This is a genomic window from Streptosporangium sp. H13245 (genome assembly GCF_055690525.1).
Map to the genome: position 1 here is coordinate 765,630 of NZ_JBSZKT010000001.1, position 26,007 is coordinate 791,636.

Here is a 26,007-nt window from a genome sequence, read left to right on the forward strand (position 1 = left end):
TGACTGTGGATGAAGAAGCAGATTTCACGCGCCTGTTCCAGGAGCACTATGAGCCGGTCCTTCGATATGCGTGGCGGCGCGTCGGTCCGGCCGACGCCCCGGACATCGCCAGCGAGACGTTCAGAATCGCGTGGGAGAAGCATCGAGAAATACCGCCCGACCGGCCGCTGCCATGGCTGTATGTCACGGCCCGGAACCTGATCCGGAACCTCGTCAAGAAGGAGAGGAGGCGCGAAGGACTGTTCGCGGTCCACGATGTCGGCGACATCGACGATCACGCCGTTGCGGTTGTCGCGCGACAGGCGGCCCTGACGGCACTGAACAGCCTGAGCGAGAGCGACAGGGAGCTGGTGCTGCTGGTCGCCTGGGAAGGGCTCGACCTCCGCGAAGCGGCCCAGGTCGCGGGCTGTTCCAGAGCGACGGCCGCGATGCGGTTGCACCGCGCCCGCAGACGACTCGAACAGTCCCTCGCCGACCACCCTCAGCGCCAGCCGCGATTCGGGGAGAGTGCCGTATGAACCACGACGTCAAGCAGCTGAGGACCACGCTGCGGGCACACGATCCGGCCTCCGGCGTGCGCGCCGACCCATCGGATCTGGCGGCTCACGCGCGGCACATCATGGCCGCGTCCAGGCCGCGGCCCGTGCCACGCGGGAGGACGTGGAAGCCGGCGATGTTCGCCGTGGCGTCGGGCACCGTCATCGCCGTGGCCGCTCTCGGTGTCGTGGTCTGGCCGCGACCGGCGGAGGCGCTGGACTTCACCAGGTCGGGCAAGGACTACATCGTCACCGTGAAGGACGTGTACGCCGCGCCGGAACAGTACGCCGAGGAGTTCCGGGCGCGTGGACTGCCGGTCACGCTGGAACTGGAGCCGGTGTCGCCGAGCCTGGTGGGCAAGGTGGTCGGTGGTCAGGGCACGTCGACGGAGGAGGAGACTCCGCAGATCGAGCCGATCCCCGACCCGAACTGCCCGGCCTTCGAAGACCCTTGCACGGTGAAGCTCAGGATTCCGGCCGATCTGGCGGGACCCGCCGGTGTGACCCTGGGCAGACCCGCCAGGGAGGGGGAGAACTACACCACCACCGGCGAGATCAGCGCCCCGGGAGAGGTGCTGCACTGCGTGCCCTACATGCGCATGACGGTAGGGAAGCTTCGCGGTGAGCTCGCCAGGCGCGGGATGGGAATCGACTCCTTCCGCGTGGGGCCCAAGAGAGAAGTTCGCCCGAACGTTCCCGACGCGTGGTGGCCATCAGGTGTGGTCCTGTCGGGGCGTACGAAGGTCGTCGTTTATGCCGGCCCCCGACAGGCTGAGGCTTCTCCGTGGTATCGCGACGCCCAAGCCGGGTGCGCCGACGGCGGCTGAGCGCTGTCACGACACCTGAGAGACCATCCCGGCGGCGATGACGCGCGAGCGCGCCGGAGCCGGAGCGCTTCCGGGTCATCGCCGCCGCGGCTTGCCGCGCCAGCTCATCCGGCGACGAAGAGCAAGCGCGGCTGATCGTGAAGGTTGACGACGCTCCGTGATGCCTGGCTTACGAGGGTTCTGTTCGGCGGTCAGGGTGAAGCGGTCCAAGCCGTCAGGCCGCCTCGTCCGTGCGATCGGGGGTGGGAGCCAGTCGTACGCCGCCGGACTCGGGCTTCTCGTCGGGGAAGACCCACTTCCTGAGCGCCCAGAAACGGAAGACCATGGCGATCAGCGTGCCGATGACCTGCGCGCTCACGAAGTCGGCGATCTCCTGGGTCACCAGGCTCACGTCCGGGGTCTCCAGGCGGAACACGTACCGGGAGATCCAGAGCGGTGCGGAGCTGAGTACCAGGCCGACGCCACTGACCAGGAAGAACAGTGCCGCCTCGTGACGGCGCTCGCGGCCGCCCCTGGTCCGGAACGACCATTCGCGGTTCAGCACGTAGGACACGATCGTCGCCACGAGCACCGCGATGATCTTCGCGGTCACCGGCTTTGGTTCCAAAATGGTGAGCTTCAGCCCGTAGAACACCGTGTTGTCCACTATGAACGCTGTTCCGCCCACCACCGCGAACTTCAGCGGTTCACGGTGCTTCAGCGCAAGCGCGTGCAGCGGTCCCGGCAACCTCGCGAGTACTGCGTCTGCTATTCGGAGCACCCCCGATCTTCTCACCAGCCGGGCACCCCGGACACGGCTTGCCATCGTCAACCGGTAAGTCGCACGACCATGACCTGTCACCGGGACGCCGATTTCCACGGACGCACGATCCCGGCTTGACGTGAACCATGGTTGAGGTACGAACCTGTTCACACGGCGCCGTGAAGGCGCGGACAAACCCACTGTGACCAGCGGAGGACCGTCATGCCCGAGGAGCCGATCAGGTTGGCGGTTATCGTGGGAAGTGTCCGGGAAGGCCGGTTCGGCCCGACCATCGCGGAATGGTTCGCGGGCCGGGCCCGCCGACACGAGGGCCTGGAGGTCGACGTCATCGACCTGGCCGAGATTTCCCTGCCGATGGTGATGCCCCGCTTCGGGGCCGCGCCCGGCGCGGAGGCGGCGCGGGCTCTGGGGGCACTGACCCCGAGGCTGGCCAGGGCCGACGCGTTCGCCGTCGTGACGCCCGAGTACAACCACAGTTTCCCCGCCTCGTTGAAGAACGCGATCGACTGGCACGACCGGCAGTGGCACGCCAAGCCAGTCGGGTTCGTCTCCTACGGCGGCGTCTCCGGCGGCCTGCGGGCGATCGAGCAACTCCGCCTGGTCTTCGCCGAGCTGCACGCGGTCACCGTCCGCGACACCGTCAGCTTTCACGGAGCCTGGAGGAACTTCGACGACACGGGGGCGCCGACCGACCCGCGGAGCTGCGACGGCGCGGCCAAGGTACTGCTCGACCAGCTCACCTGGTGGGCGCGGACGCTGCGCGAGGGCAGGAGCGCCCATCCCTACGGCACCTGACCGGGCCGGGCACCTCAGGGAATCAGGACGATCTTCCCGGTGGTACGGCGGGTCGCCAGGAGCTCGTGCGCCTTGACCACCTCGGCCAGCGGCAGCGCCTGGTCCACGTGGACCCTGAGCCGTCCCGACTCCACCAGGGCCGTCAGCCGTGACAGGTCGGCCGCCGAGGGGCGCACGCTCACCACCGCGAGCCGTACGCCCAGCTCGGCCGCGCGTTCCCGCGTGATGCCGAGGTTGTTCCCCACCGCTCCGACGAGCAGCCCGCCCGGCTTGAGCGCGGCGGCGGAACGTTCCCCGTACTCACCGCCCACCAGGTCGAACACCACGTCCACCGGCTCGGTCTCCGCGACGAAGTCGGCGGCGGTGTGGTCGATCAGGGTGTCCGCGCCCAGCTCGCGCAGGAGGTCGTGCTTGGCGGTCCTGGCGGTACCGGTGACGTGCGCCCCGAGAGACGCGGCGACCTGGACGGCGAGGTGGCCGACCCCTCCTCCTGCGGCGTGGACGAGCACCCGCCGCCCCTCGCCGAGGCGGGCGATACCGGCCAGCGCCTGCCAGGCGGTCAGCCCGGCCAGCGGAAGCCCTCCCGCCTGCTCCACGGGCAGGGCGGCGGGCCTGTGGACGATCTCGTTGGGCGAGGCGAGCACGTAGTCGGCGTAGGCGTTGCCGGCACCGGGGAAGGCGAGCAGGCCGAGCACCTCGTCGCCGGGGGCGAACGCGGACACGCCGGGCCCGGTGGACTCGACCGTGCCCGCGACGTCCCAGCCGAGGGTGAACGGCGGCGGGCCGAGCAGCGGGTAGAGACCGGCGCGGACGGCCCCGTCGACCGGGTTGACCCCGGCGGCCCCGACCCTGATCAGGACCTGCCCGTGATCCGGTTCCGGCCGGTCGGTCTCGGTGACGTCGAGTACGGACGGGCCGCCGACGACGGACTGGGTGATGACACGCATCGTGGTCTCCTCTGAAGGGAAGTTCGTCGGGACCAATCGTCGACGAAACCGGTATCCCTTTGTAAGAAGGCACCTTCTGGAGATATAGGTACCTTATGGAAACCATTTCTGGCCTGCGAGAGTACGGCGCGGCCAACGCGTACCTGAGGGAGTGCGGCTCGCGGAGGGTCCTGGAGGCGATCGCCAACAAGTGGACCTGCCTGCTGGTGGACGCCTTGCGGGACGGCCCGGTCCGGTTCGGCGTGCTCCGCCGCAGGCTCGACGGGATCACCCAGAAGAGCCTCACCCAGACGTTGCGGAACATGGAACGCGACGGGATGGTGATCCGCACGATCTACCCGACGATCCCGCCCCGGGTGGAGTACGAGCTCAGCCCGCTGGGACACAGCGTGGTCGCGCTGATGGAGGGCATCAAGAGCTGGTCGGAGAAGCACGTCTCGGAGATCATGGCCGCCCGCGAGCTCTACGACCTCCGCGCGGCCGTGGAACCCGGGCCCGTCCGGACGGACTGAACGGACCCGGTTATACCGGCGGTCACGCGCGACGGCGCCTGTCGCACGGTCCACCCCACCGGCCCGAGGGGGTGGCAGCCGAAGTTACACCGGCGGTCACACGCGACGGCGCCTGTCGCACGGACCCGGTCGTCACGCGTGACGGTGTTCGTTCCACAGAGTCGCGGTCATACCTGGCGGTGCCCGCCACACTGTCCGCCGCACGGAAACCGTCGCACGTGACGGTCGCCCCACGGAGTCGGCCGTCACGCGCGACGGCGCCCGCCGCACGGAGTTGGTCCGTGTGGCGGGCGCCGTCGTCTCCGGGGGCACGGGTGGCTTGTGGCCATCGTGGATCCCCTCCGCGTCCGGACTCGTCGCCGCCGCGTGATCCCCGGACGTCGGGTTACCAGCCGCCGCCGGACCGGTAGAGCTGGCCGCGCACCGCGCCGCCGCCGAACTCGGTGGTGTGCAGGTTGGTGTACCAGTTCTTCGGGTTCTGCTTGATGCCCCGGGCGATGTCGGACTTCACCGACGCGGTACCGGCGATCCCGGTGACCCCCTTGGGCAGGCCGTTCGTGTCGGCGAAGAAGTCGATCACGACATCGCCGTTCTTGCCCTTCTTACCCCGGTGGATGTGCCCGTTGGTGGGGGCGGCGAGCTTCTCCCAGATGGTGGCGTAGTAGACCTTCGAGCCCTTGATGCCGACGAGCCACTCGGCGCGGCCGTTCGGGTCGCCGACCTTCTTGCCGGGGGCCGGGACCTCCTGGCGGCCGTCGGCGTTGGAGTGGTAGATGGGGTGCACGCCGCTGGCCAGCACGTTGGCCAGGTTGGTCGGGCTGATCCGGTGCATCTGGGCGCGCACCGCGCCACCCGGGAACTCGGCGGTGTGCAGGTTGAGGTACCAGTTCTTCGGGTTCCTCTTGATCCCGGACAGCAGGCCGCCGTCGTTGATCCTGACGCTGCCGAGGATGGCCTTGCTGCCGCCGGGCAGGGCCTCCATGAAGAAGCCGACCTTCACGTCGCCGTTCTTACCGGCCTTGCCCTGGTGGATGTGGAACGCGGTGGGGGTGTCCGTCCCCTCCCACCGTACGGCGTAGGAGACCTCGTTGCCTCGGATGCGGACCACGGCGAGGGCCCTGCCGTTCTTGTCGCCGACGGCGGGACCGCCGCTGGTCGGCACCTCGTTCTTCCCGATCAGGGTGCCCGCGAAGTAGGCGTCCGTTGTGCTCGCGGTATCGGAGGGCGTGGCCGCGGCTGTACCGGCCTGCGCGACGGGGGCGAGGGCCGCGGAGAGCATGGCCGCGGCGATGGCCACGCCGGAGACGGTGAGGGTGCGCTTGGACATCGTGAACCTCTCGTAGCTGTAAGGGGCTGCTGCGTTCTTCAGCCGGTTGTACGGCCCCACGGCCAGCAATGGTTCAACGTTCAAATACGTAAAAGTACACATACGGAAACGGCCCGGAAAATGCCCTCCCGTTCCGGGGGAGGGCTAGGATGCCGGGTCAGACCGTGACGGTGAGCAGGGTGTCCCCGCCGGTCGTACGCACCTCGAAGCGGTCTATCCCGGTCGGTCCCCAGGCGACCCCGCCGTGCACGTAGAGCGACTCGGGAGAGCCGGGAACCCCGTAGCCCCGCTCGGGCACCGCCCATCCGGTGACCACGCGCCGCTCGCCGGTCGGGGAGACGGCGACCAGCTCGCACTCCAGCGGCCCCTTGACGCCCCTGAGCTCCAGGACGGCGTGGGTACCCCAGCCCTTCGTCTCCAGCACCAGGCCGCCGGTGACGCCGGAGGCGCCCGTACCCGAGAGCGGCGTACCGGCCCGGTAGGCCTCTTCCGCGGGGCCGTGCGCGGAGTGGCCGACGGGAACGCTCCCGCCGTCGCCGGAGATCGTGGTGCCCACGGCGATCCCACCGGCGACCAGGGTGACGGCCGCGGCGGCGCCGATCACGAACGTGCCCCTGCGGGCACGCCGGTCGGCCGCCTTGCGACGGCGCAGCAGGCTGACCACCTCGGCGGGACCCCTGTCATCGGTGTCGCCGACCCTGCCGCCCTCGTCCCTGAGAGGCCCGATCCCGGCGAGCGCGTCCGCCACCCCGGACAGCTCCCGAAGCTCCGCGGTGCAGGACGGGCACGTGGCCAGGTGGTGCGAGAAGGCCGTCCGGTCGGGCTCCCCGAGGATGCCCAGGGCGTACGCGCCCACGTCGGTGTGCTCCACCTGCGAGGTCATGCCGTCACCCCTCTCTCCTCAAGGGCGACGCGCAGCGCGCGGAGGGCGTAGTACGCCCTCGACTTCACCGTGCCGACGGGGATGCCGAGCGCCTCGGCGGCGTCGTTCACCGATCGGTCGCGCAGGACCGTCTCGTTGAGGATCTCGCGGTGGGCGGGGGACAGCGAGTTGAGCGCGTCCGACACGACGACCTGTCGCAGAAGATCTTCCATCTGATCGGGCATGGGCACACTCTCCAGTGGTCCCTCACCCGCCTCGTGGGGACGCGCGTCCTTACGGCGTTGGTCGTCAATCACGATATGTCTGGCGACCGTCGCAAGCCAAGGCATCAGGGACGACGCGTCGGCGTCGAACCGGTCCGCGCTGCGCCACGCGCGCACCATGGTCTCCTGCACCACGTCCTCGGCCCACTGCAGGTCGCCACGGGTGAGCCGTACGACGAAGGAGAGCAACGGCCGGTGGTACGCCCGATACAGCTCCGCGACGATCAGCTCGTCGTCGGGAGGCTCGACCGGCCGCAGACGGTGGCGGGACCGGCTTCGCCGGTCACCGGACCAGGAAGAGGCTTTCACGTTGAGGTTCTCTCCGGGGGAATCGACCGGCGGGGATTGGCAGGCGCCCTGCCGCGTCATCACGTGTGCCCCGCGGTTCGCGTCGGGCGGTCGTGATCGGTGCGCGGGGGTGGCATCGCCCGCCTTTTCGTGGTCGCGAACGCCGGGAGGCGGTTCCGCGATCACGGCGGTGCCCGCTGGAGCGGGTCGCCGCGGGGCGTCCACGATCACGCTGTGCCCTCCCGGGTTCGGCCGCCGGACGATTTTCCGGTGTCGGCTGGCAGTACGGCGCCGGGTCCCCGAGGGTTCAACAGATCGTGTTGTTTTCCGATTATCAGTCGAACTAGCTTCGCATAAGGGTGCAACAACGCTAATTTCGGGCGCGGAACACCCGGCCGGAAACGGGGACGCGGACCGGCCTCCCGAGGCGGGGCGTACGGATCGGTGCGTCGGCCGTGACGGATATATCCGGCTATGCGGACGGGCCGGTCTCCCGAGGCGTCGCGGACACCGGGAGGCCGGGTCTCGCTCAGGCCGCGGCACGCCGTGGGGCGGGCCGCGGCGATGTCGGCGATGTCACAGGACCGGGCGGACGTGGGTGATGAGACGGCCGCCGTCGAAGACGTGCATGGCGATCTGCGGCGGCAGGTCGTAGTCGACGGGGACCGGGACGTCGAGCTCCTGGGTGAGCCGCAGCGTGGATACGACCCCCGGGGCGACCGACAGCGGCAGGCCCGCGAAGGTGGTGCTCGCCGCGGTGTGGGCGTGACCGGTGACGACGGCCACCACCTGCGGGTGCCGCCGCACGACCGCCTCCAGCCGCTCCGGGTTCCGCAGCCGGATCGCGTCCACGTACGGGATGCCCAGCGACACCGGCGGGTGGTGCATGCCGACGATGGCCGGGGTGTCGGGGGTCTCGGCGAGCACGCCGTTCAACCAGGTGACCGTCTCGTCCTCCAGGAAGCCCTCCGGCCGCCCGGGGACGCTGGAGTCGCACAGCGCGACGGTGAGCCCGTCGAGCCTGAGGACCTGGTTGACCGGCCCGTCGCCGTCCTCGTCGAGGTCGAGCAGGGCCTTGCGGAACGCCGGACGGACGTCGTGGTTACCGGGGCAGATGATCGTCGGATAGCGCGTGGTCAGCAGCTCACGCGCGATCTCGTACTCCTCGATCAGGCCGTTGTCGGCGATGTCGCCGGTCACCACGACCGCGTCCAGGGGACCGGGCAGGTTCTCCAGGTGCCGCATGACGGATCGGGTCCTGTCGATGCTGCGGGGGGAACCGTCGATGTGGACGTCACTTACGTGCGCCAGGATCAGCATCAATCAAGAGTGACATATCCGGCTTCCCATCGCCGGACATCCGATACGGAGGGGAAGAACGCACCGGATGTCGAAAACCGGTGTGATCGGGAGCACCGTGTCGTGGCATGAAGCGGGAGAACTGTGTGGAGGAGGCCGCACGGGAACGGGACGGGGGAGCCGGGCGAAGACGCGCGGCGTCCGGTCAGGCGGTGGATCCGGGAGAACCACGTGGAACGGGATGGGAGAGCCGGGCGAGGGCGGAACGGGGGAACTGGGCGGAGGCACGCGGTGCTGGATCAGGTGGTGGACCCGGGAGAGCCGCGCGGAGGCGCGGTGTCCGGCCAGGTGGTGTATCCGGGCGCGGAGGCTCGCGGTTCCGGTCAGGCGGTGAACCAGGGAGAACCGCGTGGGCGGGGGACGCCGCCGGGTCAGGCGGTGGAGCCGCCGTCCACCACGATGTCGGCGCCGACCACGAAGGCCGCGTCCTCCGAGGCCAGCCACAGGACGGTGCCGGTGAGCTCGTCGAGCGAGCCGACCCTGCCGATCGGGAGCTGCCGGCTGATCCGCTCGGCCCGGTCGGCCTCCGTCTCACCCGGTCGCATGGACATCGAGGTGTCGTGCGGGCCGGGGCTGAGCGCGTTGATCCTGACACCCCGGCCGATGTACTCCAGGGCGGCGGTACGGGTCAGCGCCGTCACCCCGGCCTTGGAGGCGGCGTAGGCGCCGAGGCCCGGGATGCGCTTGTGCGTCCCCACCTGGGAGGTGACGTTGACGATGACCCCGCCACCTCCGGCCAGCATCGCCGGGATCTCGTGCTTCATCGCGAGGAAGGTGCCGGTCAGGTTGACGCCGACGACCCGGGTGAAATCCTCCTCCGGCAGGTCGGCGACCTCGCCCATGGCGAACACCCCGGCGTTGTTGATCGCGACGTCCAGCCCGCCGTGCCGCTCCACGATCCGCTCGACCAGCCCGGCGACCGAGGCGGAGTCGGAGACGTCCGCGACGAGGGCGGACGCCCGGCCGCCGTCCGACTCGATCAGCTTCACGGTCTGCTCCAGCGCCTCCGGGCCCCGGGCGGCCACCACGACGCGGGCGCCCTCGCGGGCGAACCCGCGTGCCACCGCCCTGCCGATGCCCGTCCCGCCCCCGGTCACCAGAACCACCTTGTCCTGAAATTTCATGATGACTCCATAGTGGATTGATCAGTCCAGAATAGTGAGTGCCTGGGCGGCGGCGACGCGCAGCCGTACCGGATCCGACGTCCCCTTGGCCGTCAGCCGCAACCCCTGGAGGAAGACCAGCAGGAAGCCCGCCAGCGCCCGCGGGTCGCGCTCCGCGGGCAGCTCCCCCTGTGCCCGCGCCCGGGTGAGCGCCGACATCAGCGCGGTCTCCAGCGCGGTCCAGTCGCCGTCCACGCACCGGGCCACCTGCTCGTCGCCGGGGAGCATCTCCGCCGCCGCGTTCCCGATCATGCAGCCCCGCCGCCCCGCCTCCCCCGCGGAGTCGCGGACGTAGCCCTCCACCAGCTCCCGTACGGCGGGAAGCGCGGGTCCCGGACGCGAGAGCGTCTCCATGTACAGCGGGCGGCGGATCTCCCGGTAGCGCCGCAGCGCCCGGAGGTAGAGCTCGTGCTTGCCGCCGAACGTGGCGTACAGGCTGGCCCGGCCGATCCCCAGGCGGTCCACCAGGTCGCTCACCGACGTCGCCTCGTAGCCGCGCTCCCAGAACAGGTCGAGCGCCGCCTGGAGGGCGGCGTCCGGGTCGAACTCCTTTGCCCTCGCCATGGGAGAAACGTAGAACAATCTAGAACGAACAGTCAAATAAGCCGGGGTCCGTCCCTGCCCCTCGTAAAGGACGGACCCCGGCGGCCCCGCCGCCCCCCCCGGCGGCCGTCACTCCCAGCGGAAGAACCGTGCGGCCAGCCCGCCCATGACCAGTACGGTCACCGTCATCACCACCAGGTGCAGCGTCTGCGGCGCCTGCCCGGCCCACGTGTCGCGGAGCGCGTCGGCGAACGGCGCCATCGGCAGGAAGTCCCCGATCCGCCGCACCACGTCGGGCATCAGGTCCCGGGGGATCCACATCCCCGCCATGAACATCAGCGGGAACATCAGCAGCGAGCCGATGCCCGGCGCCACCTTCGCGTTGGGCGCCACCGCGGCGATCAGCAGCCCCAGGCTCAGCATCGAGGCCGTGCCGAGCACGAACACCCCGGTGAAGGCCAGCGGGCTCCTGGGCGGGACCGAGCCGAGGACGAGATAGCCCAGACCGATCAGGAGGGCGGTGGCGACGATCGCCACCACGAGGTTGTTGGCGACCTGGGCGACCAGCAGCCGGATCGGGTTGACCGGGGTGGTGGACATCCGGCGCAGCACGCCGCTCTCCCGGTAGGTCACCAGCGTCGCGGGCAGGACGGTCAGCGCCATCGTCACCACCGCCAGGATCACCATCATGACGGGCAGCTGGGTGTCGATGACCCGCTCCCCGCCCAGCTCGGGAACCGCCTCCTGGTAGCCGGGGATCTGCCCCAGCGCGAGCAGGAGGACGAGGGGCAGCATCACCGCGAAGATCGGACCGGCCGGGTCCCGCAGGAAGAGCTTGGCCTCGGTCAGGAGCATCTTGTTCATGAGGAGATCTTCTTTCCGGTGAGGCTGAGGAAGGCGTCGTCGAGGGTGGCCTGCTCCACGCGCAGGTCGGTGGGTACGACACCCGCGGCGGACAGGACGGTCGTGACCGCGAGGAGCAGGTTGCCGGTGCCGGTGACCGCGACCTGCCCGCCGCTGCGGCTCACCCCGGTGACCTCGGGCAGGGCTTCGAGCCGGGAGTCGTCGAGCGGCCCGGACGGCCGGAACCTGACGGTCTGGCGCCCGCCGACCCTGGCGATCAGGCCCGACGGGCTGTCCATCGCGACCACCCGGCCGGAGTCGATCAGCGCGAGCCGGTCGCAGAGCCGCTCGGCCTCCTCCATGAAGTGGGTGACGAGCAGGATCGTCACACCGTCCTCGCGGATCCGCTCGATGAGCTCCCAGGTGTCCCTGCGCGCCTGGGGGTCGAGGCCGGTGGTCAGCTCGTCCAGGATCGCCACGCGGGGGTTGCCGACCAGGGCCAGCGCGATCGAGAGCCGCTGCTGCTGGCCGCCGGAGAGCTTGCCGTAGGGGGTGTCGCGCTTGTCGGCGAGCCCGACGCGCTCGATCAGCGCTCTCCAGTCCGCCGGGGTCCGGTAGAAGGACGCGTACAGGTCGAGCGCCTCCCAGACCTTGAGCTTCTCCGGCAGCGTGGAGCTCTGCAGCTGGACTCCCAGCCGTTCCTTCAGCTCGCCGCGGTGCAGACCTCCGAGCACGCTGACGGTGCCGGAGTCGGGGACGCGCAGGCCGGCGACGCACTCCACGGTGGTCGTCTTGCCGGCGCCGTTGGGGCCGAGAACGCCGAAGATCTCGCCCTCTTCCACGGTGAACGAGACGTCGTCCACCGCCAGCTTGTCGCGGTACCGCTTGCGGAGGTTGCTGACCTCGATGACCTTCATGCCCAACGACGCTACGAGCCGCGCCGCTCGCGGAGAATCCGTCTACGTCCCCGGCGGGAGCGGGCCAGGCACCCGCCGGGGGTGTGGCTACCTCCACCCCTCCGCGGCGTCCGCCACCACTGGGCACGCCCGGCCGGATCACCGACACTTGGAGCCATGAGGACATACGCGGTGGCGGTGGGAAAGGCGCTCGCCCTGGGGGCGGCGGCGCTGGTGGACGTCGTCCTGGTGGCGCTGACCCTGGTCGGGTTCGTGCTGGCGTTCGGCCTGGGGATGGTCTTCATGTTTCCCCCCACGGCCCACCTGGTCCGGCACCGCACCGCGCTCGCCAGAAGGCTGAACGGCACGTGGTTCGGGATCGCCGTGCCGGTGCCCTACCTGCCCCCGCCGCTGCCGGCCCGGCCCCAGCCCGACGGCTGGTACCGCCACGAGCGCCAGCTCTACAAGACGCCGAAGTGGCCAGACTGGAACAACCGCTGGAAGTGGATCATCGGTGACCCGGCCACCTGGCGGGACGGGCTCTGGCTCTTCCTCAACCCGCTGGCCGTCTACGCCGTCCCGCTGCTGCCCCTCACCCTGGCCGGATGCGCCGTCCTGGCGTGGTGGGCCGCGGCCCCGGTGGCGCTGCCCCTCGCCCTGGGATGCGCCTCGGCCGCCGCGCTGGCCGCGACCCCGCGACTGCTGCGGGCGTACGCGCGATGGAACCACCTGCTGCTGTCCCCCACGGCCAGGTCCGTGCTCGCGGCGCGGGTGCAGCGGCTCGACCAGGCGCGCCTGGCGACGGTCGACTCCCAGGCCTCCGAGCTGCGGCGGATCGAGCGCGACCTGCACGACGGGGCGCAGGCGAGGCTCGTCGCGATGGGCATGACGCTCGGCGCGGTCGAGGAGCTGATGGACAAGGACCCGGCGGCGGCCAAGGCCCTGCTCGGCAAGGTCAGGGAGGCCTCCTCCACGGCACTCGTCGAGCTGCGCGACCTCGTCAAGGGCATCCACCCGCCGGTCCTGGCCGAACGCGGCCTCGGCGACGCCGTGCGCGCCCTGGCGCTGGACAGCCCGCTGAAGGTCACGGTCACCGTGGACCTGGACACCCGCCCCGACTCGCCCGTGGAGTCGGCCGCCTACTTCTCGATCAGCGAGCTCCTCACCAACGCGGCCCGGCACGGCGGCGCCGAGCGGGTATGGATCGACATCAGCACCAACGACCACGCGCTGCGCGTGGTGGTCACCGACGACGGCTCAGGGGGCGCCGACCCGGCCCAGGGCAGCGGCCTGCGCGGCATCGAGCGCAGGCTGGCGGCCTTCGACGGGGTGCTCGCGGTCAGCAGCCCGCGGGGCGGCCCGACCACCGCCACGTTCGACCTGCCCAACGCCCTGAGGGAGAAGAGCCCGGACTGCAAGCCGTCCCTGCCCCGGGGCAAGGCCGTCATCGTCGGGATCTGCTGGGGGATCGGCTGGCTCCCGCTCTTCCCGCAGGGACTGGTGACGATGATCATGAAGCTCTTCGGCGCCGAGCACCGCAGCTGGTTCCTCGCCCTCTACCTGCCCGAGCTGCTGCAGTGGCCGCTGATCGTCTTCAACATCCTCCTGGGCCTGTCCATGTACGCCGCGGGCATGCTCATCCCCGTCATGCACGCCCGCCAGCAGCGGCTGGCGGAGGTCCTGCCGACCCGCCTATGGTTGGGCCGGTGAGCCTGAGAGTCGTCATCGCCGAAGACCTGTATCTCCTGCGCGACGGCCTGGTCCACCTCCTCCAGGCACACGACTTCGAGGTGGTGGCCGCCGTGGAGTCGGGGCCCGAGCTGCTGGGGGCGCTGACCGGTCTGCGGCCCGACGTGGCGGTGGTCGACGTACGCCTCCCGCCCACGTTCACCGACGAGGGGCTCCAGGCCGCGCTGGCGGCCCGCCGGGCCGTCCCCGGCCTGCCGGTGCTCGTGCTGTCCCAGCACGTCGAGCAGCTGTACGCGCGAGAGCTGCTGGCCGACGGCTCGGGGGCGATCGGCTATCTCCTCAAGGACCGGGTCTTCAACGCCGAGCAGTTCGTCGACGCGGTCCGCCGGGTCGCCGCGGGGGGCACCGCGATGGACCCCGAGGTGATCGCCAAACTGCTGGCCAGCACCGCCAGGCACCAGCCGCTCGGCGCGCTGACCCCGCGCGAGCGCGAGGTGCTGGAGCTGATGGCCGAGGGCCGCTCCAACGCGGCCATCTCCCAGCGGCTGTTCCTCAGCGAGAGCGCGGTCGGCAAGCACACGGCCAGCATCTTCGCCAAGCTCGACCTCGCCCCCTCCGACGACGACAACCGCCGCGTGCTCGCCGTCCTGACCTACCTCAACGCCGCCCGGGGCTGACCTCCCCCTCCCCTTTTTTCCCCGGCCGCGTAACGGTTCTGTCGGTCTCAGCGGATAACGTGCTGTTGAAGTACGGCTTCCGCGCCCGGTGTGCCGTTCGGGACGAAGGGATGATCAGGTGAAGTTCCAGGTTAACCGTGATGTCCTGGCCGACGCCGTGGCCTGGGTGGCCCGGGTGCTGCCGAACCGACCGGCCATTCCCGTGCTCTCCGGCCTGCTCCTGGAGGCCGACGACGGCGACCTCGTGCTGTCGGCGTTCGACTACGACGTCTCCGCCCGCGTCTCGGTCGAGGCGGTCGTGGCGGAGCCCGGCCGGGTGCTGATCCCGGGCCGGATCCTCGCGGAGATCACCCGCAGCCTGCCCGGCGACGTGGTGGAGGTCCTCACCAGCGGCTCCGAAGCGGTGCTGACCTGCGGCAGCGCGGAGTTCGGCCTGCTGACCATGCCGGTCGAGGACTTCCCCTCCCTCCCCGAGATGCCGCCGAAGATCGGCGCGGTCGGCGGCGTGGCCTTCGCGAGCGCGGTCGGCCAGGTGGCCCCGGCGGCCAGCCGCGACGAGAGCCTCCCCATGCTGACCGGCATCCGGGTCGACATCTCCGGCGACGACGTGACCATGGCCGCCACCGACCGCTACCGCATCGCGGCCAGGGAGTTCGGCTGGCGCCCCGAGACGGCCGGCACCACGGCCGCCGCGATGGTGCCAGCGCGAGTGCTCGTCGACGTGGCCAAGTCGCTGCGCGGCGGCGAGGTGTCGGTGGCGCTGGGCGACGGCGTGGCCGGTTTCGAGAGCGTCGGCCGGGCCACCACGGTCCGCCTGCTCGACGAGCAGTTCATCGACTACCGCTCGCGGCTGACCGACGACTGGTCGATCCGGGCCGACCTGCCGGTGGCGCCGTTCATCGACGCGATCAAGCGGGTCGCGCTGGTCGCCGAGCGCAACACCGCGGTCCGCCTCTCCTTCGCCCAGGGGCAGGTCCTCATCCAGGCGGGCGGCGGCGACATCGGCCGGGGCACCGAGGTCGTCGACGCCGAGCTGTCCGGCGGCGACATCCAGATCGCCTTCCAGTCCCAGTTCCTGCTCGACGGCCTGAGCGGGGTCGAGACTGAGTTCGTCCGGCTCAACATGGAGTCGCCGAGCCGCCCGGCCCTCGTCACGGAGGTTCCCGGCGACGCCGCCCCCTCGTTCCGCTACCTCGTGATGTCCCTGCGCCTGACCTGATCGCCTCATGCCGAGGGCCCCTCACCGTCTGAACGGTGAGGGGCCCTCGGCATGAGAAAACGAGGATCAGAGAGAGAGTTCCTGCTCCTCCGTCAGGGCGATCAGGATGTGCTCCATGCACGCGTGGCCCGCGCGCTCGGCGGCGGCGGCGTCACCGACGGCGATGGCACGGGCGATCGCTTCGTGCGGGATGTACGTGCTGTTCAGGGTGCTGTTCAGCGAGGTGCCCGCGGCGGTGATGCTGGCGCGCAGCGCCGCCGAGAAGTCCTCGTAGAGATCGATCAGCACGAGGTTGTGGGTGGCGCGGACGACCGCCATGTGGAAGGCGAGGTCGGCCTCGACGAACGCGTCGGGCTCTCCCAGCTCCCAGGCCCGCTCCCGCTCGGCCAGTGCCGCCTCGATCCCGGCGATGTCGGCTTCGGTGCGCCTGGTGGCGGCCAGTCTGGCGGCCTCCACCTCCAGCGCGCGCCGCACCTCCAGGATTTCGAGCTGCTCGGCGGTGCGCAGCCGCCGCAGCATGGCCCCGGAGAGCTCGCTCGTGGCCCGGACGTACGTCCCGTCGCCCTGGCGGCACTCCAGCAGACCGGCGTGTGTGAGGGCACGCACCGCCTCGCGCACGGTGTTACGCCCGACCCCCAGCTGTTCGGCGAGCACGGTCTCGGTAGGAATCTTCGCGTGCATCTGCCAGGAGTTAGAAGTGATCTGCTCCTTGAGTTGATCGATCACTTGGTCGACGAGGGATGCTCGCTGCGCCGTACGCAGACTCACCGTCCGCCTCCTCCGGAGAAACCAATCATCCTACGAATCAATGACTGGTAGACCCTAGTTATTCCGGAGGCACAAAAACAAATCTGGAACTCCAGAAGGCGGGACCCCGTCTTAACGGACCAGAGCCGAATCGACGGTCACGCCCACCATCGCGTCGCGCACTCCGGCAGCCTCAAGAGCCTTACGATACGCACCGGTCTGCTCGTCGACCACACCGACCTGGCCGTACAGGTCGCCGAGCTCGCGCCAGACCCGCGCGGCTTCCCGGTCGGGACCGGAAAGCTCGTACCGGATGTCGCTCAGCGCCTGCTTGGCGGTGCCGAGGGCCGTCGTGACCTCGCCGCCCTGACCGCGGACGAGCGCGGCACGGGCGAGGACCAGCCGTGCGGTCGCCCCGACCGGGCTCGCCTGCCCGTCCAGCATGTCGAGGGCGGTCGTGGCCAGGGTGACCGCGCCCTGGGTGTCGCCCGCCCCCAACTGGACGTGGGCGCGCACGACAAGGCTTTTGACGTACTCGTGGACGTGCTCGGGGAACACGGCGAAGACCTCGCTCGCGGCGGCCGCGAACTCGCGGGCCTCGTCGAGCGGCCCGTCACCGGTGGAGGCGGCGAGACGGGCCCAGTCCATCGCGATGAGGGCGAGCTGCGAGGCCATCCGCGCCGGGCGCCCGGTCGCGATCGCGTCGTCGGCGAGACGGACGGCCAGCGCCGAGTCCTCGCCGTCGGCGGCGGTGACGCTCGCCTGCCAGAGGGCGTGGATCTCCGCGGTGCGGTTGACCGCGGCGGGGACGCCGTTGACCGACAGGACGTTCCGGACGTAGGACATGCCCGGCGAGCCGGATCCCCGGGTGCCGGTGGTCTCCATCAGGGAGGCGGCCAGCTCGACGGCGATCTCCCCCTGCGACAGGGGCAGCCGGTTGATCTCACCGAGCGCGTGGACGGCCAGGTCGCGGGCGCGGAGGGTGTCTCCGGCGCGCTGGTAGCAGCGGCTCAGGGCCACCGCCAGCGGCAGGTCGGCCAGGCGCTCGGGGTGGGCGGACGCCTCGCGGCGGAGCCGCTCGAACGCCTTCACCGCCGGGCCGATCTTGCCCTGGGTCTCCAGCGCGCGGGCACGGCCGAACCGCGCGTGCGCGGCCAGCATGACGTTCTCCTCGCCGGCGACCTTGACGATCTCGCCGAAGCGATCCGCCGCGACGGACGGATCACCGTGGAGGAGCTCCAGCTCCGCGTGGCGCAGGCCGAGTTCGGTGTCGATGCGCTGGCGCGGCTCGATCCCGTGCAGCAGGAACTCGGTGGTGCACCCCAATCGCTCGGCCAGCAGGCGGGCGACCACGGGGGTCGGCGTCCGCTTGCCGGACTCGATGAGGGAGACATAGCTGTCGGAAAGGTCCGGCCCTGCGAGCTGGGCCTGGGACATACGCCTGCTCAGGCGCAGTCCGCGGACGCGGTCACCGATGGTTCCCTGACTCGGCATCTGATCTCTCAGGGCGGGGGATGGTCAACGTTCTCGCCATGATTGCATGAAGCGGTCGAATCAGGTAACCCCGAGTGAAAAATCCTCACCGGAAAGTGTCAACGGCCCCCGCTACCGCGGACACGGATGCTAGTCGTCCGAGTCGTTACCCCCGGGGAAGAGCATCTGGCAGACCTCCAGATAGAGGGTCTCCGGGTACGGGATGTAGTTGACCCTCGACAGCGCCTGGTCCTGACCGGCCGACTCCAGGACGAACTCGCCGTATCCCAGCATGCGGCCGAGGATCGAACGCTGGAAGCTCATGTCGGTGACCTTGCCGAGCGGCATCATGTCGACCTTGCGGGTGATCAGCCCGGTGGTGAGCAGCATTCGCTTGGAGGTGACGACGAAGTAGTCGACGGACCACTCGGCGACCTTCCAGACGAAGCGGATCAGGAGCAGCAGCCAGGCCCACCAGACGACGACGAGCACGCCGCCTCCGCCCTGGTCGCCGAACCACTTGCTCAGCAGTCCGGCGAGGATCAGGCCGCCGAAGACCTCGGCGACCGCGCGAAGCAGCACGGCCGGGTGGCGCCGCACCATGATGACCTGGTGTTCGTGGGGGAGTAGGTAGCGGTTGACCGACGAGGGAGCGGAGTCCCCGTGGGTCACGAGCCTCATGACAGATGTGAGACGAATTGGGCCAGAGAATCGGCCGCCGTGTAAACCGTGTCCATGGCACCCCTCACAGCGTTGGCCGCGTCACCTGGTCGTGTGAACAGGAAAAACGCCACAAATCCGACAGCGCCGTACGTTAGGACTTTCTTGACCTGCACCTTGGCCTCCTACTACCGCTCACCCACTGCACCCGCCATATACATTACCCAGGGCCATGCCGAGGTAAAGCGCATCGGCTGATTCGGTCTCGTGCGCGTCGCGAGGATCCCGTCCGAGGCCCTCGCGGGGCACTTCCCGCCCGTCACGCCGCCATCCCGGCCGCCCGCGTCACCCGCGCTCGCTCGCGACCAGCGCGAGGACCTCGAGGTGCTTGCGGGCGATCCGTTCGACCAGCGCCGGATGGGCGTGGCCGACGACCTCCAGCGCTCCGTAGTGGGCCGCCTCGATGCAGCGGGTCACCGTGGTCGCCGGATGGATCTCCGAGAACTCGTCCCTGAGCGCGGCGCTGAAGTCCGCGTACGGGTCCGGCTCGGTGTCCGGGATGATTCGCTCGCTCATGGTTCTCCCTGGTGTGCGCCCGCGGCCTCGGCGGACCGGGGACACAGAAGAGATGTCTTCGCCACGCTTAGTACCCGGGGAACCACATTATGTAACTGTCGATGAGTAGAAGAACCATCCTTTAAGGGAAAAGGATGGTCTGGAATCTCCGGTAGCGGATCCTTGGGCCCTCAGACGACGCCGTAGAGGCGGTCTCCCGCGTCGCCCAGCCCGGGGACGATGTAGCCGTTCTCGTTCAGCCGCTCGTCCAGGGCCGCGGTCACCAGGCGGATCGGCTTGCCGGTGCCCGCGAAGGACTCGTCGAGGTGGGCGATCCCCTCGGGCGCGGCCAGCAGGCACAGCGCGGTCACGTCGTCGGCGCCCCGGTCGAAGAGGAACTTGATCGCGGCGGCGAGCGTGCCGCCGGTGGCCAGCATCGGGTCGACCACGTACACCTGGCGGCCCGAGAGGTCCTCGGGCAGGCGGGTGGCGTAGGTCTCCGCCTCCAGCGTGGACTCGTTGCGGATCATCCCGAGGAAGCCGACCTCGGCCGTCGGCAGCAGCCGGGTCATGCCCTCCAGCATCCCCAGCCCCGCGCGCAGGATCGGGACCACCAGCGGGTACGGGTGCGCCAGCCGCACCCCCCTGGCGGGGGCCACGGGGGTCTCCACCGACCACTCGGTGACGCGGACGTGCCTGGTCGCCTCGTAGGCCAGCAGGGTCACCAGCTCGTCGGCGAGACGCCGGAAGGTGGGGGAGTCCGTGTTCACATCCCGCAGCGCGGTCAGCTTGTGGGCCACCAGGGGATGGTCGACGACCAGGGTTTCCATGGTGGTCAAAGGTATCCTGGCCCGGTCGGCGGCGGTAAGCCGGGGGATGACGGTCACACTCGTTCGACATCGCCCGCTCACTCGGATTTGATCACAATTTGGTCGGAGAGGCCCACGTCAGTGCTTCGCTTCTGAAAGCATTGACCTCCGTAGAGAAAGCATTCGGTGGGGATGGCCATGTCAGACGAAGACTCGCTGGACTTTGCCATCGTGATCTACCGGGAGGACGACCGCTGGGAGGCGGAGATGCTCCCGGTGTCCCTCACCTCCGACCTTGAGGGTCTCATCCACGCCCTGCGCCAGCAGCCGAGCATGAACGGCACGATTGGCCTGGTCGCCGTTGGGGATGAGTTCTTCGTGGCGCTACGGGTCTTCGGCGAGAGGGTCGAGGTGTTCCTCTCCGACATCGCCGCGTCCTGGGACTTCCCGCTCGCCCAGCAGGCACTGGAGTACCTGGACGTGCCGGTTCCCGACGAGGACGAACTCGACGCGATCCTCCAGGACGAGGAGACGGCGCTCCCCGCGGGGGACCTGTCCATCTTCGCGGACCTGGGCCTCGACGAGATGGAGCTCGGCATCCTGTCAGGGGATATCGACCTCCTCCCCGAGGACGTCCTGTCAAGCATCGCCGCGCGGCTGGGGTTCTCCGAGCCGTTCGAACGCGCCATCGACTCTGTGTTCGGCTGACCTCGGGAGATCGGCCATGCCCTCCAGACCATCCAACAGCGTGTTCTCCGCCGCCTTCGTCCGTACGACGGACGGTTGGAACGGTGCGGAGGTCGACCTCAGCGAGGCGGAGATCGCCGACGACCTCGGCGACGCCGTCCAGGAACATCTAGGGCTCACCGGTGACGAGCTCGCCCTGCTGTGCGTGGAGGTGGAGGACGAGTGGTTCGCGATCGTCCGATACCAGGGCGACCTGGAGCCGCGCACGTTCCTGTCCGACGCCCACGCGGGTCTCTCCGACGACCTGGGTGAGCTCTTCACCGAGCTCGCCGGGGTGGCGGTGGACAAGGACACCCCCGACCTGGGAGTGCGGCCGGCGGGCGACTTCGAGCTGCTGGAGGATCTCGGGCTCAGCTCGGAGGAGCTCATCGAGCTCAGCATGGAGGAGGGCGCGCTCCCCGCGGACACGCTCTCGGTGATCGCCGAGCGGCTGGCGTTCGCCGACGAGCTCGACCGCCTGCGGTGACGGACGCGCCGTGACCGGCCCGCCGCCGTTGGGCGTACGCCTGACGCCGGGGCGGCACGGTGACCGGCCCGGCGCCGGAGCGGTGGGCGTACGGTGACCGGCCCGGTACCGGTGGGCTACGTCCGGGAGATGCGGCTCGCCCTGGCGGAGGCCGTCGAGGCCGGAGCGCGCGGAGACGTGCCCGTCGGCGCGGTCCTTCTGGGCCCCGACGGCTCCGTGCTGGCACGCGCGGGAAACGACAGGGAGGTCTCGGCCGACCCCACCGCGCACGCCGAGATGCTCGTCCTGCGGCGGGCCGCGAGGGCGTGCGGCCGGTGGCGGCTGAGCGGCTGCACGCTGGTGGTCACCCTGGAACCCTGCACCATGTGCGCGGGAGCCGCCGTGCTCGCCCGGGTCGACCGTGTCGTCTACGGCGCCGAGGACCCCAAGGGCGGCGCCGCGGGGTCACTCTGGGACGTGCTCAGGGACCGCCGCCTCAACCACCGGCCCGAGGTCCTCGGGGGCGTCCTGGCCGACGAGTGCGCGGCGGTTCTCACCGAGTTCTTCACCGCTCGACGGATGCGCGAGCAATAGCGGTTATCCGGTAAGCTGCTCCGCGGTGGAGTCGCCTAGTGGCCGAGGGCGCACGCCTCGAAAGCGTGTGATGGGGCAACCTATCCGTGGGTTCAAATCCCACCTCCACCGCCACGAAAAGAGCCTCTGGACTGCGTGAGCAGCTCAGGGGCTCTTCGCATATCCACAATCACGCCGGGGCGGCCGTGAATGCGCCGTTTTTCGGATCGCCGAGAGTCCGCAGGGTCGCCGGTTTCCCACCTGACCCCTCCGGCCGATGCCACAGGGTCCGGTATCCCGCTTGAGAGGATCAGCTCTCGGCGGGCAGGTCCAGGACCCGCGCGTGCAGGACCGAGCGCTGGTGCAGGGCCGAACGCAGCGCCCGGTGCAGGCCGTCCTCCAGATAGAGGTCGCCGCGCCACTGGACCACGTGCGGGAACAGGTCCCCGTAGAACGTGGAGTCCTTGGCGAGCAGGGAGTGGAGGTCGAGCACCGCTTTCGTGGTGATCAGGGTGTCGAGCCGGACCTGTCGCGGCGGTATCTGGGCCCACTCGCGATGCGAGAGACCGTGTTCGGGATAGGGCCGTTCGTCGCCGACCAACTTGAAGATCACAGTATGTAGTTTAGGAGAGAATCCCGCCCGGCGAAGGGCGGGTTCCCCCCGTCGCAGTTCAAAGCCGGTGTCAGATGCTTCCCGCGAAGGTGTCACACCTGCCGGGGTCGCCGCTCTGGTAACCGGTGGTGAACCACTTGACACGCTGCGCCGACGTCCCGTGGGTGAAGCCGTCGGGGTTGACCCGGCCCTGGGTCCGCTCCTGGATGCTGTCGTCACCCACGGCGGAGGCCGCGCTGAGCGCCTCCTCGATGTCCGTCTTCGTGAACGGCTTCTCGAACAGGCCGGTCTCGTACGCGTTCTTGGCCCAGGCGCCCGAGTAGCAGTCGGCCTGCAGCTCCAGCCGGACCGAGCCGCTCTCCGGACCCTGCTCGGGGCCCTCCTGGGCCTTGGCGTTGGTCCCGAGGAGGTTCTGGACGTGGTGGCCGTACTCGTGGCCGATGACGTACGCCTGGGCGAAGGGCCCGCCCTTCGCGCCGAACTTGCTCTCCAGTTCCTTGAAGAAACTGAGGTCCAGGTAGACCTGGCGGTCGGCCGGGCAGTAGAACGGGCCGACGGAGGCGTCGGCGGCACCGCAGGCGGTGTCGACCTGCCCGGAGAACATCACGGTCTTGGCCGGTTCGTACCCCTGGACCGCCTTCGGCCAGTAGTCCTGGATGCTGTTGACCACGCCGACCACCCGGCACTCCTCGTTCTGGTCGGCGTCCTGCCCGGTCTTGCACTGGGCGGTGAGGTCGGAGCTCGGGCCCACCGGGGCCGGCTGGGAGGAGCCGCCGGTGATGTCCCCGGGGTTTATCCCGAAAATGAGGGCCACGATGAGCGCGACGATTCCCGCCGCTCCGCCGCCGATCGCGAGACCGCCACCGGGAATCCTCCCTCCGCCGCGACTCTCGACCTGCGAGCTGTCCAGCTGGGCGTCATCCTTGAAGTCCATCGCCGACGTCCCTTCGATCCGCTTGGGACCCTCCGACTGCCCAGGGGAGGGCCGGCCATGCCGACGGGGCCGGACACCCCTTCAGGGAAGGCGTCGTGGCCCGGGTGATCGGGCGCCCGTGAGCCCCGTCTCGTCCACCGGGCCGCGATCCCGCTTCCCTGGACGTTCCCCGCACGGGTCCGTCTACGCGATCAACCGGCCGGTCGGGACCTGGGGAGAGACGCCTTCCGAACCGGCCGATCGGGCCCTTGACGCGCGAAAGCCCGCTCCGGTTCGGAGCGGGCTTTCGTGTTACGACTGGCGGAGGATAGGAGATTCGAACTCCTGAGGGGTTGCCCCCAACACGCTTTCCAAGCGTGCGCCCTAGGCCAACTAGGCGAATCCTCCGTGGAGAAGCTTACCTAACTTTCGGAGCGGCGCGGACCATTAATTTCCGACACCGACCACTCCGATCTGAGGCTAGACTGAGGGCCGACCCCTCGCGCGGCGTCATCCTGTGAACCTCCCCAGGGCCGGAAGGCAGCAAGGATAAGCGGGCTCTGGCGGGTGTGCGAGGGGTCTCTTCGTTGAGACCCCTCGCAGGTGGGATCGCCGCATGAGTCTTGCGCTGTACCGCAAGTACCGGCCCGGGACCTTCGCCGAGGTCAAGGGTCAGGAGCACGTCACCGACCCGTTGCGCCAGGCGCTGCGCAGCGGGCGCATCAACCACGCCTACCTGTTCAGCGGGCCCAGGGGATGCGGCAAGACGTCCAGCGCGCGCATCCTGGCCCGCTCCCTGAACTGCGAGAAGGGCCCGACCCCCGACCCGTGCGGGGAGTGCGAGTCCTGCGTGGCGCTGGCGCCCACCGGCCCCGGCCACCTCGACGTCATCGAGATCGACGCCGCCTCGCACGGTGGCGTGGACGACGCCCGCGACCTGCGTGAGCGGGCCTTCTTCGCGCCGGTGTCGTCGCGCTTCAAGATCTACATCATCGACGAGGCGCACATGGTGACCCGCGAGGGTTTCAACGCGCTGCTCAAGCTCGTCGAGGAGCCTCCCCCGCACCTGAAGTTCGTCTTCGCGACCACCGAGCCGGAGAAGGTCATCGGGACGATCAAGTCCCGGACCCACCACTACCCGTTCCGGTTGATCCCCCCGGCCGCGCTGCGTGCGCTCATGGAGGAGATCCTCACCTCGGAGAAGGTCCCGTTCGAGCCCGCCGCGCTCCCGCTGGTGGTCAGGGCGGGCGCGGGGTCGGCCCGCGACTCGCTGTCGATCCTCGACCAGCTGTTCGCCGGGTCGGACGAGGCGGGCATCACGTACGCCCGCGCGGTCTCCCTCCTCGGTTACACCGACGGCGACCTGCTCGACGACGTGGTCGCGGCCTTCGCGGGTCGTGACGGCGCGCTGGTGTTCCAGGTGGTGAACCGGGTGATCGAGGGCGGCCACGATCCCCGGCGGTTCGCGATGGACCTGCTGGAGCGCTTCCGTGACCTGGTGATCCTGGCCAACGTGCCGGAGGCGGCCACCAGCGGGCTGCTCGACCGGCCGGGCGACGAGCTGGAGCGGCTCCAGGTCCAGGCGGCCTCGATGGGCCCGGCCGAGCTGACCCGCGCGGCGGAGATCCTCAACGCGGGGCTGACCGAGATGCGCGGGGCGGCCTCGCCCCGGCTGCTGCTCGAACTGATGTGCGCCAGGATCCTTCTTCCCGGCGCCGCCCAGGGTGAGGCGGCACTGCTCGCCCGCCTGGAGCGGCTGGAGAAGGGCGGAGTCGTCGCGGCCCCCGCGCCCCTCCCGCAGCAGGCTCCCGCTCCCACTCCCGCGCCGGTGGTTCACCCGTCGCCCCCACCACCCCCGTCGCCCCCGTCGCAGCCGGAGGCGCCCGCCGAGCGGTCCGGTGGCCAGGGCGACGACTGGCCCGTGGCGGTCAGGCCCGGCGCACCGGCCCAGGGGCAGGAACACGGCAGGCAGGGACAGGCGTCCGTCCAGCAGGCTCCCGAGGCCGCCGCCGCGCCCCCGCCGGTCGACACGGCGACGGCGTCCGGTTCCGGGGCCGGGGCCGTGCAGCAGGCGTGGCCCCAGGTGCTCGCGGCGCTCAAGCGGCGCAGCATCGTCGTGTGGGCCAACGTCAACACCAACGCCCAGGTCGTCGGGGTCGAAGGCAAGATCGTCACCCTCGGCTTCGCCCAGGTCGGCGCGATGAAGAACTTCATCGGCGGCGGCAAGGACGCGGTTGTCGCGGCGGTGCTGCAGGAGGTCCTGGGCGGAAACTGGAAGGTCGAGGCCGTCGTCGGCGGCGGGCCCGCGCCTTCCGGCGAGGGCCGCCCCCCGGCCCCGAGGCAGCCCCCGGCCCCCCAGCATCCCGCGCCCCAGAACCCCGCCCCCCAGAACCAGGCACCGCAGCCGCAGGCACCGGCATCAGCACCGGCCCCGCAGTCTCCGCCCCAGGCCCCCGCGCCTGCGGCTCCGCGGGAGGCTCCGCCCCGGCAGGCCCCGCCCGCGACGGACGAGTCCTGGCCGGACGCCCCCATGCCGGAGGACCCCGGCTCGCCTCCCCCGCCGAGTTCCATGCCGAGCCCCGGTCTGGCCGCCGCCCGTTCGGCGGCCAGGGCGGCGGCGCAGGCCGGTCCGAGGGCCGCGGCCAAGACCGGCGCCAAGGCGGCGGCCTGGCCCGACGCGGTGCCCGCCCGAGGTGCTCGCGGCACCGCCCCCGACACCGACGAGGTCGACCCGCTCAACGACGCGGACGCCGACGTCGACGCGCTCAGCGGCATGGCCCTCCTCCAGCGCGAGCTGGGCGGCCAGGTCATCGGCGAGATCGACCACACCTGACGATCGGCTCCACCGCGAGCAGCGCGTCACACCGACCGTCGCGACGCGCTGTCACGCCTTTTCGACCGGACACCTGACGATCGCCCCACCGCGAGCAGCGCGTCACGAG

Annotated in this window: 28 protein-coding genes, 2 tRNA genes and 1 other RNA gene; 13 read left to right on the plus strand and 18 right to left on the minus strand. The window is 70.3% G+C overall.

Annotation, left to right across the window (positions count from 1 at the left end):
* The first annotated feature begins 5 nt into the window (after positions 1-5).
* Positions 6-518 (plus strand): RNA polymerase sigma factor, encoded by a 513-nt coding sequence (locus tag ACW9TB_RS03585; RefSeq protein ID WP_472746443.1) that lies wholly within the window; start codon positions 6-8, stop codon positions 516-518.
* Positions 515-1,363: a hypothetical protein gene (locus ACW9TB_RS03590; RefSeq protein WP_472746444.1), complete on the plus strand. Its 849-nt coding sequence runs from the start codon at positions 515-517 to the stop codon at positions 1,361-1,363. Before ACW9TB_RS03585 ends, ACW9TB_RS03590 begins: the two co-directional genes overlap by 4 nt.
* 214 nt (positions 1,364-1,577) lie before the next feature.
* On the opposite strand, the gene ACW9TB_RS03595 is transcribed toward ACW9TB_RS03590, so the two are convergent.
* Complete coding sequence (locus ACW9TB_RS03595; protein ID WP_472746445.1) at positions 1,578-2,123, minus strand: GtrA family protein; 546 nt, start codon at positions 2,121-2,123, stop codon at positions 1,578-1,580.
* 225 nt (positions 2,124-2,348) lie between these two features.
* Between ACW9TB_RS03595 and ACW9TB_RS03600 the strand changes: the two genes are divergently transcribed.
* A complete protein-coding gene (locus ACW9TB_RS03600; protein WP_472746446.1) occupies positions 2,349-2,921 on the plus strand; it encodes an NADPH-dependent FMN reductase in 573 nt (190 codons plus the stop codon).
* Between the two features lie 14 nt (positions 2,922-2,935).
* Here the strand turns inward: ACW9TB_RS03600 and ACW9TB_RS03605 are convergent, their stop codons facing one another.
* On the minus strand, positions 2,936-3,868 hold the full coding sequence (locus ACW9TB_RS03605; RefSeq protein WP_472746447.1) for an NADP-dependent oxidoreductase: 933 nt from the start codon (positions 3,866-3,868) through the stop codon (positions 2,936-2,938).
* A 95-nt stretch (positions 3,869-3,963) separates the two neighbouring features.
* Between ACW9TB_RS03605 and ACW9TB_RS03610 the strand changes: the two genes are divergently transcribed.
* Positions 3,964-4,380: a winged helix-turn-helix transcriptional regulator gene (locus ACW9TB_RS03610; RefSeq protein ID WP_472746448.1), complete on the plus strand. Its 417-nt coding sequence runs from the start codon at positions 3,964-3,966 to the stop codon at positions 4,378-4,380.
* Between the two features lie 385 nt (positions 4,381-4,765).
* On the opposite strand, the gene ACW9TB_RS03615 is transcribed toward ACW9TB_RS03610, so the two are convergent.
* From ACW9TB_RS03615 to ACW9TB_RS03650, 8 genes are all read right to left on the minus strand, one after another.
* Positions 4,766-5,791: a CHRD domain-containing protein gene (locus ACW9TB_RS03615; RefSeq protein WP_472746449.1), complete on the minus strand. Its 1,026-nt coding sequence runs from the start codon at positions 5,789-5,791 to the stop codon at positions 4,766-4,768.
* A gap of 73 nt (positions 5,792-5,864) precedes the next feature.
* Positions 5,865-6,590: an anti-sigma factor family protein gene (locus ACW9TB_RS03620; protein ID WP_472746450.1), complete on the minus strand. Its 726-nt coding sequence runs from the start codon at positions 6,588-6,590 to the stop codon at positions 5,865-5,867.
* The gene (locus ACW9TB_RS03625) at positions 6,587-7,162 is read right to left on the minus strand and encodes a sigma-70 family RNA polymerase sigma factor (RefSeq protein ID WP_472746451.1); all 576 of its coding nucleotides are present in this window, start codon (positions 7,160-7,162) and stop codon (positions 6,587-6,589) included. Before ACW9TB_RS03625 ends, ACW9TB_RS03620 begins: the two co-directional genes overlap by 4 nt.
* A 555-nt stretch (positions 7,163-7,717) precedes the next feature.
* Entirely contained in the window at positions 7,718-8,461 is a 744-nt protein-coding gene (locus ACW9TB_RS03630) for a phosphodiesterase (RefSeq protein ID WP_472746452.1), read from the minus strand.
* Between the two features lie 410 nt (positions 8,462-8,871).
* Complete coding sequence (locus ACW9TB_RS03635) at positions 8,872-9,624, minus strand: SDR family NAD(P)-dependent oxidoreductase (RefSeq protein ID WP_472746453.1); 753 nt, start codon at positions 9,622-9,624, stop codon at positions 8,872-8,874.
* Positions 9,625-9,645: 21 nt separating this feature from the next.
* Positions 9,646-10,227 (minus strand): TetR/AcrR family transcriptional regulator, encoded by a 582-nt coding sequence (locus ACW9TB_RS03640; RefSeq protein WP_472746454.1) that lies wholly within the window; start codon positions 10,225-10,227, stop codon positions 9,646-9,648.
* Positions 10,228-10,335: 108 nt separating this feature from the next.
* The gene (locus ACW9TB_RS03645) at positions 10,336-11,070 is read right to left on the minus strand and encodes an ABC transporter permease (RefSeq protein ID WP_472746455.1); all 735 of its coding nucleotides are present in this window, start codon (positions 11,068-11,070) and stop codon (positions 10,336-10,338) included.
* The gene (locus ACW9TB_RS03650) at positions 11,067-11,966 is read right to left on the minus strand and encodes an ABC transporter ATP-binding protein (RefSeq protein WP_472746456.1); all 900 of its coding nucleotides are present in this window, start codon (positions 11,964-11,966) and stop codon (positions 11,067-11,069) included. Before ACW9TB_RS03650 ends, ACW9TB_RS03645 begins: the two co-directional genes overlap by 4 nt.
* Before the next feature lie 156 nt (positions 11,967-12,122).
* Between ACW9TB_RS03650 and ACW9TB_RS03655 the strand changes: the two genes are divergently transcribed.
* From ACW9TB_RS03655 to dnaN, 3 genes are all read left to right on the plus strand, one after another.
* Positions 12,123-13,655 carry a sensor histidine kinase gene (locus ACW9TB_RS03655; RefSeq protein ID WP_472746457.1) on the plus strand — a complete coding sequence of 511 codons (1,533 nt, stop codon included), beginning with the start codon at positions 12,123-12,125 and terminating at the stop codon, positions 13,653-13,655.
* A gap of 2 nt (positions 13,656-13,657) precedes the next feature.
* Positions 13,658-14,311: a response regulator transcription factor gene (locus ACW9TB_RS03660; RefSeq protein ID WP_329093772.1), complete on the plus strand. Its 654-nt coding sequence runs from the start codon at positions 13,658-13,660 to the stop codon at positions 14,309-14,311.
* Positions 14,312-14,429: 118 nt separating this feature from the next.
* Positions 14,430-15,530 (plus strand): DNA polymerase III subunit beta, encoded by a 1,101-nt coding sequence (dnaN, locus tag ACW9TB_RS03665; protein ID WP_472746458.1) that lies wholly within the window; start codon positions 14,430-14,432, stop codon positions 15,528-15,530.
* Positions 15,531-15,596: 66 nt separating this feature from the next.
* On the opposite strand, the gene ACW9TB_RS03670 is transcribed toward dnaN, so the two are convergent.
* The 5 genes from ACW9TB_RS03670 to upp all read right to left on the minus strand — a co-directional run bounded on the left by ACW9TB_RS03670 (position 15,597) and on the right by upp (position 19,795).
* Positions 15,597-16,298 (minus strand): FadR/GntR family transcriptional regulator, encoded by a 702-nt coding sequence (locus ACW9TB_RS03670; protein ID WP_472746459.1) that lies wholly within the window; start codon positions 16,296-16,298, stop codon positions 15,597-15,599.
* Positions 16,299-16,409: 111 nt separating this feature from the next.
* Positions 16,410-17,771 (minus strand): helix-turn-helix domain-containing protein, encoded by a 1,362-nt coding sequence (locus tag ACW9TB_RS03675; RefSeq protein WP_472746460.1) that lies wholly within the window; start codon positions 17,769-17,771, stop codon positions 16,410-16,412.
* A gap of 129 nt (positions 17,772-17,900) precedes the next feature.
* Positions 17,901-18,431 carry a PH domain-containing protein gene (locus ACW9TB_RS03680; RefSeq protein WP_344742919.1) on the minus strand — a complete coding sequence of 177 codons (531 nt, stop codon included), beginning with the start codon at positions 18,429-18,431 and terminating at the stop codon, positions 17,901-17,903.
* A 324-nt stretch (positions 18,432-18,755) separates the two neighbouring features.
* Positions 18,756-18,986, minus strand: coding sequence for a hypothetical protein (locus ACW9TB_RS03685; protein ID WP_329087977.1), 231 nt, complete (start codon positions 18,984-18,986; stop codon positions 18,756-18,758).
* A gap of 170 nt (positions 18,987-19,156) precedes the next feature.
* Positions 19,157-19,795 (minus strand): uracil phosphoribosyltransferase, encoded by a 639-nt coding sequence (gene upp, locus ACW9TB_RS03690; RefSeq protein ID WP_472746461.1) that lies wholly within the window; start codon positions 19,793-19,795, stop codon positions 19,157-19,159.
* A 177-nt stretch (positions 19,796-19,972) separates the two neighbouring features.
* On the opposite strand from upp, the gene ACW9TB_RS03695 reads away from it, so the two are divergent.
* From ACW9TB_RS03695 to ACW9TB_RS03710, 4 genes are all read left to right on the plus strand, one after another.
* On the plus strand, positions 19,973-20,482 hold the full coding sequence (locus ACW9TB_RS03695) for a tRNA adenosine deaminase-associated protein (RefSeq protein ID WP_362688075.1): 510 nt from the start codon (positions 19,973-19,975) through the stop codon (positions 20,480-20,482).
* 16 nt (positions 20,483-20,498) lie between these two features.
* Positions 20,499-20,987, plus strand: coding sequence for a tRNA adenosine deaminase-associated protein (locus tag ACW9TB_RS03700; RefSeq protein WP_472746462.1), 489 nt, complete (start codon positions 20,499-20,501; stop codon positions 20,985-20,987).
* 129 nt (positions 20,988-21,116) lie between these two features.
* Positions 21,117-21,560, plus strand: coding sequence for a tRNA adenosine(34) deaminase TadA (gene tadA, locus ACW9TB_RS03705; protein WP_472746534.1), 444 nt, complete (start codon positions 21,117-21,119; stop codon positions 21,558-21,560).
* Positions 21,561-21,584: 24 nt separating this feature from the next.
* A tRNA-Ser gene (locus ACW9TB_RS03710) sits at positions 21,585-21,674 on the plus strand.
* Positions 21,675-21,849: 175 nt separating this feature from the next.
* Here the strand turns inward: ACW9TB_RS03710 and ACW9TB_RS03715 are convergent.
* The 3 genes from ACW9TB_RS03715 to ACW9TB_RS03725 all read right to left on the minus strand — a co-directional run bounded on the left by ACW9TB_RS03715 (position 21,850) and on the right by ACW9TB_RS03725 (position 23,473).
* The gene (locus tag ACW9TB_RS03715) at positions 21,850-22,152 is read right to left on the minus strand and encodes a type II toxin-antitoxin system VapB family antitoxin (protein ID WP_329087971.1); all 303 of its coding nucleotides are present in this window, start codon (positions 22,150-22,152) and stop codon (positions 21,850-21,852) included.
* Positions 22,153-22,222: 70 nt separating this feature from the next.
* Positions 22,223-23,086: a KPN_02809 family neutral zinc metallopeptidase gene (ypfJ, locus tag ACW9TB_RS03720; protein WP_472746463.1), complete on the minus strand. Its 864-nt coding sequence runs from the start codon at positions 23,084-23,086 to the stop codon at positions 22,223-22,225.
* A gap of 298 nt (positions 23,087-23,384) precedes the next feature.
* Positions 23,385-23,473 (minus strand) — tRNA-Ser (locus tag ACW9TB_RS03725).
* Between the two features lie 83 nt (positions 23,474-23,556).
* Between ACW9TB_RS03725 and ffs the strand changes: the two genes are divergently transcribed.
* Together ffs and ACW9TB_RS03735 are read left to right on the plus strand one after the other, a co-directional pair.
* Positions 23,557-23,652: signal recognition particle sRNA small type (ffs, locus tag ACW9TB_RS03730), an RNA gene on the plus strand.
* Positions 23,653-23,681: 29 nt separating this feature from the next.
* Positions 23,682-25,898: a DNA polymerase III subunit gamma and tau gene (locus tag ACW9TB_RS03735; protein ID WP_472746464.1), complete on the plus strand. Its 2,217-nt coding sequence runs from the start codon at positions 23,682-23,684 to the stop codon at positions 25,896-25,898.
* Positions 25,899-26,007 lie beyond the last annotated feature (109 nt).